At 51.9% G+C, this 12896-nt stretch carries 11 protein-coding genes; 8 read left to right on the forward strand and 3 right to left on the reverse strand.

Translation table 11 applies throughout. The annotated features are described in order from the left end of the window. Positions 1–41 precede the first annotated feature (41 nt). Positions 42–815, reverse strand: coding sequence for a class I SAM-dependent methyltransferase (locus NATSA_RS01625; RefSeq protein ID WP_210509762.1), 774 nt, complete (start codon positions 813–815; stop codon positions 42–44). Between the two features lie 183 nt (positions 816–998). Here NATSA_RS01625 and pyrF point away from each other — a divergent pair, with 183 nt between their 5' ends. Together pyrF and rnhA are read left to right on the forward strand one after the other, a co-directional pair. Beyond that, complete coding sequence (gene pyrF / locus NATSA_RS01630) at positions 999–1856, forward strand: orotidine-5'-phosphate decarboxylase (protein WP_210509764.1); 858 nt, start codon at positions 999–1001, stop codon at positions 1854–1856. After that, positions 1849–2331 (forward strand): ribonuclease HI, encoded by a 483-nt coding sequence (gene rnhA, locus NATSA_RS01635; RefSeq protein ID WP_210509767.1) that lies wholly within the window; start codon positions 1849–1851, stop codon positions 2329–2331. The genes pyrF and rnhA overlap by 8 nt, the downstream gene beginning before the upstream one ends. Positions 2332–2384: 53 nt before the next feature. On the opposite strand, the gene tsaD is transcribed toward rnhA, so the two are convergent. Next, on the reverse strand, positions 2385–3404 hold the full coding sequence (tsaD, locus tag NATSA_RS01640; protein WP_210509770.1) for a tRNA (adenosine(37)-N6)-threonylcarbamoyltransferase complex transferase subunit TsaD: 1020 nt from the start codon (positions 3402–3404) through the stop codon (positions 2385–2387). A gap of 33 nt (positions 3405–3437) precedes the next feature. After that, complete coding sequence (locus tag NATSA_RS01645) at positions 3438–4361, reverse strand: sialidase family protein (protein ID WP_210509771.1); 924 nt, start codon at positions 4359–4361, stop codon at positions 3438–3440. 180 nt (positions 4362–4541) lie between these two features. Here NATSA_RS01645 and uvrA point away from each other — a divergent pair, with 180 nt between their 5' ends. From uvrA to NATSA_RS01675, 6 genes are all read left to right on the forward strand, one after another. Beyond that, complete coding sequence (uvrA, locus tag NATSA_RS01650; RefSeq protein ID WP_210509773.1) at positions 4542–7394, forward strand: excinuclease ABC subunit UvrA; 2853 nt, start codon at positions 4542–4544, stop codon at positions 7392–7394. Between the two features lie 95 nt (positions 7395–7489). Continuing rightward, positions 7490–8035: a hypothetical protein gene (locus tag NATSA_RS01655; protein ID WP_210509776.1), complete on the forward strand. Its 546-nt coding sequence runs from the start codon at positions 7490–7492 to the stop codon at positions 8033–8035. 216 nt (positions 8036–8251) lie between these two features. Further along, positions 8252–10084, forward strand: a complete 1833-nt coding sequence (gene secD / locus NATSA_RS01660) for a protein translocase subunit SecD (RefSeq protein WP_210509779.1) — start codon at positions 8252–8254, stop codon at positions 10082–10084. A 41-nt stretch (positions 10085–10125) separates the two neighbouring features. Then, positions 10126–11043 carry a protein translocase subunit SecF gene (gene secF, locus NATSA_RS01665; protein WP_210509783.1) on the forward strand — a complete coding sequence of 306 codons (918 nt, stop codon included), beginning with the start codon at positions 10126–10128 and terminating at the stop codon, positions 11041–11043. Between the two features lie 35 nt (positions 11044–11078). Further along, complete coding sequence (locus tag NATSA_RS01670; RefSeq protein WP_210509786.1) at positions 11079–11426, forward strand: STAS domain-containing protein; 348 nt, start codon at positions 11079–11081, stop codon at positions 11424–11426. 147 nt (positions 11427–11573) lie between these two features. After that, positions 11574–12854, forward strand: a complete 1281-nt coding sequence (locus NATSA_RS01675) for an adenylosuccinate synthase (protein WP_210509789.1) — start codon at positions 11574–11576, stop codon at positions 12852–12854. The last annotated feature ends 42 nt before the right edge of the window (positions 12855–12896 follow it).

Raw genomic sequence — 12896 nt, forward strand, 5'->3', positions numbered from 1 at the left:
TTACCCGGCTTACCCCCGAATAATGATTACCCTTAGACCGTTCAGGAGCCCTTGTTCCCGGCGTAAAGGATGAGGCGGGGACTGCCGGCCGGGTCATATTCACTTCCATCGTAATCTCCGGCCGCCTGCGGGTCTTCCAGTCCGGCCTCCCGGAATTTGTCACGGAACCAGCTTCGGTCATACAGTTTGACCCGCTCCTGATAATTCTGATGCTCCCGGCTGCTTTGGTGCCGGAAATGAATCGTTTTGATGACGGTATCTTTTTCAATAACACGGGTGATTTCACACTGCATGGATCCGACCTCCAGCAGTTCATGCGGAACCAGATGCTTTTTGGTGTAATCCGCATTCAGGTAATCCATAACCAGATATCCGTCATTTTTGATACTGGCCACCATGTTATTCAGCACCAACGCATTATCCCCGTCATCGTCAAAATACCCGAAACTGGTGAACAGATTGCAAACCAGATCAAACGGCCCGCCCCGCCAGGTACGCATATCTCCGATTTCAAACGCAGCAGAGGACGTTTTTTTTGTCTTGCGGAGTGAGCCGTTCTGTGCCTTTTCCAAAGCTTTCGAAATGGCGAGCGGTGACAAGTCCACTCCGGTCACCCGGTACCCTTCGTCCGCCAGCAGCAATGAATGGCGGCCTCTTCCGCAACCCATATCCAGCACTTCCGGGTGTTTTTCCGGAGGAAACCTGTGACGAATCCAGGAAACAAGACGTGCCGCCTCTTTGTCGTCTCTGTAGGAATAGAGCTGATCATAGAGCGGGCTGTCAAACCAGGATTCAAACCACCGGGATGTCTGCATGTCACAGATTGGATAAAATTGCCGTTTTCAAATGTTGCTGAATGACCCTAACAACGCCGGGCTCAAAATATATCCCGATTTTCCATTAAATCGGCAAAAAAAAGCCTCGGGATTATTGTATTTTCGGTGCGGTACAAAAAGGAACTAAATTACGGATAATTACCATCCGATCATCTGCTGTCCATGAGCTACATCTCCAAATTACAAGCCTCCATTCGCAACTCCCGCTCGGTCCTCTGCGTAGGCGTGGATCCCGTTCCGGAAACATTTCCCCGGGAAGTCAGAGCAATGGAGCAGTCTGAGAACGATATGACGGTCTTTTTCTGCAGACGCGTCATTGAACAAACCAAAACGGGAGCAGCTGCCTACAAATTCAACACAGCCTACTTTGAAGCACTCGGTGCGGATGGTTTCCATGTACTAAACGAAATCCTGGATGCGGTTCCCTCTGGAAAGGTGGTCATTGCAGATGCCAAACGGTGCGATGTCCCGCATACCAATGCACGGTACAAGGCAGCCTGGTTCGACCGGTTCGGATTTGACGCCATAACTCTCTCCCCTTTTATGGGCACCGATACGCTGGCCCCGTTTCTTGATGATGCCGGACGTGCTGTCTATGCTCTTGCACTTACTTCCAACCCCGGCGCTGATGAGCTCATGACCCGGCCGTTTGGCACAGAGAAATCATTAAGTGCGTATATCGCCGGCAGGCTGCGGGAGGTGTCGGCCCGTTACCCCGGCTCACTGGGAATGGTCATCGGTGCAACACAACCGGAACACTACACGCCCGTTTTGCGGGCTTACCCTGAAGCGCCGCTTCTGATTCCCGGAGTTGGTGCCCAGGGCGGATCCGTTCCCGAACTTGACCGGGTCCTGTCCGGTCATGACGGACTGCCGCTTATCAATGCAAGCCGGGCTGTCGCCGCAACAGATCCGTCTCGTGAAGAGCCGTGGGATATTCAGATTAGACATAATACCGACCGCATCAACAAATTGATTGCAACCATATCACAAAAATATCAGACCAAAGCTGATGAGTAAGTCAAAAAGCAGCAGTGCATCCGTAAACAACAAAAAACAGCATGTCATTATCTACACGGATGGCGCCTGCAGCGGCAACCCCGGCCCGGGCGGATGGGGTGCGCTGTTGCAGTGGAAGGATCAGGAAAAAACGATCAGCGGAGGTGAAGCCAATACGACCAATAACCGCATGGAACTGCGGGCAATCATTGAGGCTCTCAGAATACTCAAAAAGCCCTGCAGGGTATCCGTTCACAGCGACAGTGCGCTCATCATAAATGCATTCACCCGGGGATGGATCGACAACTGGCTGCGCAAAGGCTGGAAAAAAGCGGATAAAAAACCGGTGGAGAACCGGGATCTCTGGGAGGAGCTGCTTCAGGTGATGCAGCCGCACGATGTGGAATGGGTGAAAGTGAAGGGGCACTCTACTGATGAGCGCAACAATCGTGTCGACAGGCTTGCCGTTGATGCAAGCAAAAAGTTTCAGGGATAAAGGGTAGCAGTGCTCATCCGGTGTTCATCTGACCGTCTTTGCCCGCCGCGGCGCTAACCTGATTTTTTCCAGTTGAACCGGGCGTACGGTTTCAGATGCAAGTCATCGAATAGGCCCTGATCGGCCTTGAACCAACCCGTTACGGCAATCATTGCAGCATTGTCTGTACAATACCTGGGATGGGGAATGTGCAGTTTGACGCCTGACTTTTCAGCCATTTTTCTTGCCTTGTCACGAAGCATGGAGTTTGCCGATACGCCGCCGGCAATAATCACACTTTTCACGCCGGTTTGCCGCACCGCCTGCTGCAATTTGTTGACCAGCACATCAGTGATTGCCGAAGCCACGCTGGCACAGAGATGGTCACGGTGCTTTTCAAGGAAGGCTTCCCGCTCCTTCTCCGGAATTTTCTGCAGGTAATAGAGCACCGAAGTCTTCAGTCCGGAAAAACTGAAATCGAGTCCCTTTTTCATCATTGCCCTGGGAAAATCATAAAATGCGGGATCACCTGATTTTGCCCGCCGGTCAATCTCCGGTCCGGCCGGATAATCGAGTCCCAGAAGCTTGCCGATCTTGTCAAAGGCTTCTCCGGCGGCATCGTCCCGCGTCTGACCCATGAGTTCATGCTGCAGCGGTCGCGCAACATGAAATATCTGGGTGTGTCCGCCTGAAACCACGAGGCTTACAAAGGGGAGCTCCGGTTCTTCATCAATAAACGTGGCATAGATGTGGGCATCGATGTGATTGACACCAATGACCGGTTTGTTCCACTGAATGGCAAGACCTTTGGCGAAGCAAAGTCCGACAAGCAGCGATCCCATCAGTCCGGGTCCCTCAGTAACTGCAATGGCATCAATCCGGTCAGAAGTGACATCAGCCTGTCTTATGGCGGCCGCAACCGTATCATGAATAACGCGCTCGTGTGCCCGCGAGGCAAGTTCTGGAACAATGCCGCCGTAATCCACATGATCACTTTGGGATGCGATCACACTGGACAGCAGCCGGTTGCCGTCATAGACGGCAGCAGCTGTTTCATCACACGATGTTTCTATTCCCAGAATGACTAAAGACAAAATCTATGGAACCTGGAGTGTGTCGGGTGTTTGCTATTCCATGATGAATACACCGGGATTACCGCCCACGACGGTGATTCCCCGGGATGAGGCTGCGGAATAAACCGGATGATCCGTCAAGCCGGCGGATTCCCAGGTCTCCCCTTCATCACCGGACACATACACACCTTTTCGCGTGGCCGCAATAAGCTGGTTGTCTTCACCGAGCGCCAGATCGTAAATCCCGGAATCTTCAAACTGATTTCCGGTGGCATGCCAGCTGCTGCCGTCATCATCAGAACGATAGACACCGTCCTGAGTGGCAACAAACAGGTTGCCGCTGTTGTCAGCAATGATGGCATGAGCGCGGACATTCGGAAAGTCCGATTCCGTTTCTGTCCAGGTGTCACCCTCATCATCGGAACGGAAAATACGGTTGGTTATTCCGGCAAACATGGTACCATCAGCGTGGGCACCAAGTGCATAGGCAAAGTTGAGGGGTACCCCTTCATTGGCTTCCCTCCATGAATCCCCGTCATCGTCCGAGGTATAGATGCCGCCAACGAGTGTTGCGGCGAAAACCCGTCCGGATTCGTGAACAAACACAGACTGCACCCGGGTCTCTTCCATGCCGGATGACTTCCGCTGCCAGCTGCGTCCGTTATCATCGGAACGATAAACGCCGTCCTGGGTGGCGGCAAATATGGTCTCGCCGGATCCTTTGGCAAAATCATAGACCGATTCATTGTCAAGATTGCTATGCAGCCATGAATCCCCCTCATCAGTCGAGAAATACACCCCGTGACTCAGGGTTCCGGCAAGAATAACACCGTCACCGGCGATATGAAGCGCCCAAACCGATCCGCCGTACGGTCCTTCGGCATGCTTCCAGGGTCCATCATAATCTACCGGGGTATTGCCGGCAACCGATCCGGCCGTCAGTGCGACAAAGAGTAAAGCAGCGGTGATCTGTTTCATCAGTTTAGAATTTTGGATTTATACAGTCATGATCGTTTTTAATCATGCGTCTGTCAACAGGCATTTCCATAAGATAATGCTTAGAGCGGAATAAACGAATGATTATGATGCCGATTGCGGTTTAAAAAATGACCGTATTGTAATAACTTTGAAGTTTTTCTTTTATCCTATTTCAATTTCATGCCCAGGAACGCCATAACCATACGCGGAGCCCGCGAACACAACCTGAAAAATATTGATCTGGATATCCCGAGGGATCAGTTTGTCGTGATTACGGGTATTTCCGGTTCGGGGAAAACGTCCCTGGCTTTCGACACCATCTATGCCGAAGGACAGCGACGGTTCATGGAATCTCTTTCTGCCTATGCGCGACAGTTTCTGGGAATGATGGAACGTCCGGAAACCGACTTCATTGACGGACTCTCACCGGTGATCTCCATCGATCAGAAAACCACCAGCCGAAACCCGCGTTCGACGGTCGGTACGGTTACCGAAATTTATGACTACCTCAGGCTTTTGTTTGCCCGTGCGGGAACCCCGTACTCCTATATTACCGGGAATCAGATGAAAAAGCAGACTCCCGAAGAGGTGGTTGCCAGCATACTGCAGCTTCCGCAGGGTACCCGGGCCTATTGTCTCGCACCGGTGGTCCGCGGAAGGAAAGGCCATTACCGGGAGCTTTTTGAGCAGACGCTCAAGCAGGGATTCATCCGGGTCCGGATTGACGGAACGTTCCGCGAAATCGAAGAGGGCATGCAGGCAGACCGCTACAAAACCCACAATATTGAGGTCGTTGTGGATCGTTTTGTGATTTCTGAAAACAGCCGCAGCCGCATTGAGCAGAGTGTGGACATAGCCCTGGACATGGCCGACGGCAACCTGATACTGGCCATCGAGGACAAAGACCATCCGGACGGGTTCCGGGACATGCTCTTCTCCCAGAACCTGTTCGACCCGGAGAGCGGTTTGTCCTATGACGAGCCGGCTCCCAATATGTTCTCATTCAACTCACCCTATGGCGCTTGCCCGGATTGTGACGGACTGGGCTATCGTTATGATGTCGACCCGAAACTTGTCATTCCCAACACCTCCCAGAGTATAAATGAAGGAGCCTTGCGCTACCCTGGAAAGCCCCGGAACATCTTTGTATTCAAACAGCTGGAGGCTGTATTTGATGCTTACAAAGCCTCGTTTGATACTCCGGTATCCGAACTTCCGGAAAACCTGCGGGAAATCATTATCCATGGCAGCGGCGAGGATAAATTCAATGTAACCTATGAATTCCGGAACAGCAGCGTTACCTACAAACACTCTTTTCCCGGTCTGATCACCCTGATCCGTGAACAGTATGAGGAGTCGAAAAGCCCGAAGCAGCGCGACAAGGCCAGAGCGTTCATGAATCGCATTGCCTGTGACACCTGCGGCGGCGGCCGGCTGAAAAAAGAGGCCTTGTCTTACCGGATCGGCGATTACAATATTCACGACCTGGTCAGGCAGGATATCCGCACATTGCGTAAAACGGTTGATCAGCTTGATCTGGGGGAACGTCAGCGTGTCATCGCATCGCAGGTAGTCAAGGAAATACGTGACCGGCTCGATTTTCTGCTCAACGTCGGGCTGAACTACCTGTCCCTTGACCGCGAGGCACAGACCATCAGCGGAGGTGAGGCTCAACGGATACGGCTGGCCACACAAATCGGCACTCAGCTCGTCGGAGTTCTCTATATACTTGACGAACCCAGTATCGGACTGCATCAGCGGGATAATATCAAGCTGATCAACTCCCTTAAGCTTCTCCGCGACCTGGGAAACAGCGTCATCGTTGTCGAGCATGACCGTGAAACCATAGAGCATGCCGATTATGTAGTTGATCTGGGTCCGGGAGCGGGACGGTTCGGCGGGCATATTGTAACGGAAGGGCGGCCCGGCGAGCTGGATCAAAATTCGCTGACGGCCCGCTATCTGCATTACAAAGAGTCCATAGCCCTGCCTGAATCCCGAAGAAAAGGCAAGGGCAAAGAGCTGACCGTAACCGGAGCCCGGGGGCACAATCTGCAGTCGGTGGACATGAACCTGCCGCTCGGCACGTTTACATGCGTTACCGGTGTCAGCGGAAGCGGCAAAAGCTCTCTGATCAATCAGACCGTGGTTCCCCTGCTCAGCAGCCATTTTTACCAGTCCAAATCAGTGCCTCTCCCCTATGATCAGGTTCAGGGGCTCGATCATCTCAACAAAATCATCTCCATCGACCAGAGTCCGATCGGCAGGACGCCGCGATCCAACCCCGGCACATATACCAAAGTGTTCGATGTCATCCGCTCGCTTTTTGCCGAACTGCCCGACGCCAAAATCCGGGGATACGGACAGGGCCGGTTTTCCTTTAATGTCAAAGGGGGGCGCTGCGAGGCCTGCACCGGTGACGGTGTCAAAAAGATCGAGATGAACTTTCTGCCGGATGTTTATGTGACTTGTGAAAGCTGCAAGGGAAAACGGTACAATCGCGAAACACTGGATATCCGGTACAAAGGGAAAAACATCGCTGATGTACTGGAGATGCAGATTGAAGAGGCGGCTGAGTTTTTCGATGCCGTGCCGCGCGTAAAGCGGATACTCGAGACCATGAATTCGGTCGGACTCGGCTATCTGACACTGGGGCAGTCCAGTACAACAATCAGCGGCGGGGAGGCACAGCGCATCAAGCTTGCAAGAGAACTTTCGAAAATCGGGACAGGCGACACCCTGTATGTGATGGATGAACCGACCACAGGCCTGCACTTCCAGGATGTCAAAATGCTCGTCAATGTGATCCAGAAGCTGGTCGACAAGGGGAACACGGTGGTAGTCATCGAACACAACCTCGACCTCATTCTTGCTGCCGACCACATCATTGATATGGGTCCGGAAGGGGGCTCAGAAGGCGGAAAGATCATCGCCGCCGGCACTCCCGAAGAACTGTCCCGTTCCGGCCATTCACATACCGGACGGTATCTGCGTGAGGAAATGGCGCGGGCCGGATATAACATACCGGTTTAACAGTCGTTTATCTGATTGGATCTTCGTAACAAACCAGCCTGTGGCAGCCAAAATCACATTGCCACCGAACCCTGATTTCGTTATATTGCGGGGTAATGTCATATTTCCGCTCACATAGCATCAAAATAGCCGTACTGCTCCTGTTTGTAACAGGCATGCTGATTGTTGCCTGGCCGGGAAAAGACCGGGCCAACAACGGTGAGTCGGTTTCGAACTGGCTTCTGGATTTGCGTTCGGATACAACCAATCCTGTGGTTCACAACAAAATCAGCTCGCTCAGCAATCAGGACGGTGACATACCCGGACTTCTTCGCCAGGCTACATCCATCATAAGCAGTCATCAGGATGATTTTGTACTGCCTGTGAATTCCGGTGATGCTTCGGATGATGACATTTATAATACGCTGCTGATCAAGTGGACCCTTCACCAGCAGGAAGCTGCTGCCGACACCGTCATGATCAGTGACCGGCAGTCACAGGTTCCCGTTGCTACCGAGAAGGACAACAAATCCTACCGGGATCAGATAACACAATCATTGAGTTTCGTAGTCGGTGCTTACAGCAGAATCAGCGAAGCCTGGGACTACATCAGACTGATCCTTCGCCCGCTTGTCAGCGGAATTGCAATAAACGCCCCATAGCGACTTGTAGAGCAGATATGCCGGGTTTGCTTACCCGTTATCCCGGCGCGTAATCAATTTTAAAACATGATTACCCGGTTCCGGGCAATATGCCTGTGATATCTGCAACAGCCCACCCCCCGGGAAAAGGACAGCAATGCTGACGAAAACTATCCGGCTTCCCGAAATCAGTTTTTTCACAATACATTATTCACACGCAGAATCAGAATTGAATCTATGAAAGGAAATGGAACCAAACTGGCCTTTATCGTCGCCTTTCTGGCAATGACGATATATTATTTGTTCCCCTCGTTCCAGTACTGGCTCGAAATGAGGAACATCGATAATATGCCCGAGGAAGAACGCATCGTCTACCTCGAAGAAAATGAAGCCCGGATTGAGGGCATGAGAGAAAAAATACTGACTCTGGGTCTCGACCTTCAGGGCGGTATGCACGTGACACTGGAACTGGCAACCAATCAGCTGATGCGGGAGCTTGCCAGCGAATATGCTGATGATGAATTTGACGACGTCATGAGCGTAGCCTACCAGCGGTCCCGGGATAACAATTCGGATGTCATCAATGAATTTGTTGAGGCTTTTGAAGAGCGGGATCCCAACGCACGGCTCAGTCGGTATTTCCGCTCGGATGCCGACAACATCACCCGCCGGTCCAGCAACTCCGAAATTCAGGAATGGCTTCAGGAGCAGCGCGATGCCGCCGTTAACCGGGCTATTGAAATTGTGCGAAACCGGGTTGACCGTTTTGGTGTAACTGAACCTTCCATTGTCCGTCAGGGCAGTAACCGGCTGGTTGTGGAGCTGCCCGGTGTGACCGACGAGGAGCGGGTGCGCGATCTGCTGCGCGGAACGGCACGGCTTGAGTTCAGACTCACCGCTGATCCTGATGATCTGCGGCACTCACTCGAGCAAATCATCGCCCATTTTGATCCGCAGCAGGATGAAGACGATATAGACCTTGAAGATGAGTTCACCGATATGGATCAGGAAGAGCAGGATAACCCGCTGCTGCAGGTTCTGATGCCGCAGGGGCAGGGCGTCAACTTCGGATCGGCGGCCGGACGCGATACTGCCAGGGTGAACGAGTTGATCAAGCAGGAAGATGTTCAGCGTTTGCTGCCCCGTGACATTGAACTGATGTGGACAGCCAACCCTCAGTTTGAGTCCGAAGGGCGAGGTTATTACACCCTGATCGGGGTGCGGCGCCAGGTTGAACTGACCGGTGATGTCATCACGGAAGCCCGCCCGACATTCGACCAGCATACCAATCAACCCGAGGTCTCGATGAACATGGACCGTCAGGGCGCCCGGACCTGGGCTCGTGTAACCGGTGCCAACATCGGCAGACCCATTGCCATTGCACTGGACGGTGTGATTTACTCCTATCCGGTCGTACAGGGTCAGATAACCGGCGGGCGATCATCCATTACCGGACTGGCCAGCAGCGCCGAGGCTGAAGATCTTGTCAATATTCTGATGTCAGGTGCGCTTCCCGCCCCGCTGGATATTGTACAGGAGCGGACGGTCGGACCAAGTCTCGGCGAGGCCTCCATCCGGGCAGGATTCAACTCCGCGATGATCGGTCTGATGATTGTGGTTGTGTTCATGATGGTCTATTACCGTGCCGGAGGAGCAATTGCCGACATTGCCCTTGTTCTGAACATTATCTTCATCATGGGTATTCTTGCCGCATTCAATGCCACGCTGACCCTGCCGGGTATTGCCGGAATTGTGCTTACCATTGGTATGGCGGTGGACGCGAACGTACTGATTTTCGACCGTATCAGGGAAGAACTCAGGGCCGGAAAAAGTCTCATTGCGGCCATCGACAGCGGATATTCCAACTCCATGAGTGCGATCCTTGACGCCAATATTACCACCTTCCTTACAGCGGTAATTCTGTTCAGCTTTGGTGTCGGACCGATCAAAGGCTTTGCCATTACACTTATGGCTGGTATTGCCGCTTCACTCTTCAGTGCCATCATCATCACGCGTGTGATTGTAGACTGGATGACAAAAGACAAAAAGTGGAATATCAGCTACGGTTGATCCCTGTCAGAAACTTGTAAATAATAAAATTTTTGTAACTCATGAGACTTTTTGAAACTGCAAATTACACCATTATACCGTACCGGAAAGTCGGGTATGTTATCTCGATTACACTGGTAGTGATTTCCCTGATAGCCATTTTCGGCAGGGGACTCCAATACGGTATTGACTTCCGCGGCGGAATCGAGATCATCCTCGAGTTTGAAGAACCCGCTTCCACGGATGAATTGCGTGCCGAACTCAGTGGACCGCTCGATGCCATGCCTGACATCCGCCGCCTTGGCGTTGGACGGGATATGATTATCCGCATTGACACTGAAAAGAGCAGCTCCGAAGTACAGCAGATTATCACTTCAACGGCGGCTTCCCTGTATCCGGACAATCCGTCACAAATTGTTCAGACGGAATCTGTGGGACCAAGCTTTGCTGATGACCTCAGGAATGCGGCTATCATGTCGATTATTTTTGCACTGATAGTCATTTTCCTCTACATCCTCATACGGTTCAAAAAATGGTCCTACTCTGCCGGAGCTGTGGCAGCGCTGGCTCATGATGTGATTATAACCCTGGGAATATTCACCATACTGCACGGGATCGTCCCGTTCAGTCTGGACATCAACCAGGCGCTGATTGCCGCGTTTCTGACCATTGTGGGTTATTCCCTGAACGATACGGTGGTGGTGTTTGACCGTATCCGCGAGAATTCCCTGATATTCAAAACCGAAAGTTTTGATAAAATGGTCAACCGCAGTATCAACAACACATTGAGCCGTACGGTAGTAACTTCCATTACCACCTTGTTTGTAGTTACGATACTATTTATTTTCGGAGGTGATGTGTTGAAGGGGCTTTCGTTTGCATTGATCATCGGAGTATTGCTGGGTACATACAGCTCTATCTTTGTGGCCAGCTCGCTGTTGGTTGACCTGCAACTCAAGACACGCAAAAACGTAGCCTGATTTCAACGGTTCTTCTAACCTAACTACTGCCAAATATGAGCTTCAATATATCAGAACGATACAATTGTGTTGTCATCGAGTTCAAGGGTGATGTCATGGGCGGCCCCGATGCACTGACGCTGAACGAGAAGCTTCATGAGCTTATCGACCAGGGAAAGAAAAATGCCGTGGTTGACCTGAGCAAGGTCAAGTTTATGAACTCCTCCGGGCTCGGTATGCTGATAGGAGCGTTGACAACAATGCGAAACGCCGGCGGCGACCTGCGCATTGCCAATGCCACCGACAAGATTCAAAGCCTGCTTATGATCACCAAACTGATAACGGTATTTCAACACTTTCGTTCGCTTGAAGAAGCCGTGGAGTCATTTTCAAAACAGGAATAACAGAAACCGGCAAACCCTGTTTGCAGCTGTTATCATTACCTGTGCTGCTACTTTGAAAAAGAGGTGCTCCGGCACCTCTTTTTTTTTGATACCTGCAGCAGAAAACACTGCTGCCTGACCCAATTAACTTATTTATTTCAATTATTTATGTCCGTTCGTGTCGTTATCGGAGCCCAGTGGGGCGATGAGGGGAAAGGAAAAATTGTCGATCTTCTTAGTGATCAGGCCGACTATGTGGCCCGCTATCAGGGTGGGGCCAATGCCGGTCATACACTCAATTTCGACGGCCAGACACATATTCTCCACCTCATTCCATCCGGAATATTCCACCATAATACATGTTGTGTCATCAGCAACGGTGTGGTCATCGACCCCCTTACACTGCTGGAAGAAATCGAGCTGGTAGAAAAAACCGAAACCAGTGTTGAAGGCCGGCTGCTGATCAGTGAAACTGCCCATGTCATCATGCCCTATCATAAAAGCCTGGACAAGGTTGGCGAAAGTGCACTTGGCCAGCAGAAAATCGGCACCACCGGCAGGGGCATCGGTCCGGCCTATATGCATAAGATTGCACGTGTCGGCATTCGCATCATGGACCTGCTTGACCCGGACTTCCTCCGTCAGAAAATGGAGGCCAACCTGACCGAAGTCAATGCCAGACTGGCTGCCTACAATTCGCCTCCTCTTGAGCTGGACCCGATGTACAACCAAATGCTTGATGCCGGCGAGAAGCTCAGACCATATATCTGCAATACCACCGAACGCATCCACGAAGCGCTGGCCGCCGGACGTGATATTCTGCTGGAGGGGGCACAGGGCGCCCTGCTCGATATTGATCACGGCACCTATCCTTACGTAACCTCATCTTCACCGGTCTCCGGCGGCGCCTGCATCGGAACAGGCATTCCGCCTACTGCTATCGACAATGTCATGGGCATTGCCAAAGCGTACTGCACCAGAGTGGGCAACGGCCCCTTTCCAACCGAACTGAAAGATAAAATCGGGGATGCCATTCGCGAAGCCGGACATGAATTCGGTTCCACAACCGGCCGGCCGCGGCGATGCGGCTGGATTGACCTTGTGGCACTCAAATACGCCGTGAAGATCAACGGCATGAATGAACTGGTTATTACAAAGCTGGATGTTCTGGATAAATTCGACATTGTCAAAGCCTGTACATCGTACCGGATCGACGGCAGTGAAACTACCCGTTTTCCGCTGCGCCTCAAAGAAATAGACAAGGTTGAACCGGTTTACACCGAGTTTAACGGCTGGAAGGAGTCGACCCGTGAAGCCACAAGCTATGACGAACTTCCGCAGACAACACGTACCTATCTTGAGGCCATATCCGACTACCTGGAAGTTCCTGTTGTAATTGTATCTACGGGACCGGGACGAAATGAAACCATCGTTGCCGGAGATATTTAACCCGTCCGGTTTTGAACTGATTTTCACTCCGGCACAGAAGTG

Source organism: Natronogracilivirga saccharolytica, assembly GCF_017921895.1.
Lineage (GTDB): Bacteria > Bacteroidota > Rhodothermia > Balneolales > Natronogracilivirgulaceae > Natronogracilivirga > Natronogracilivirga saccharolytica.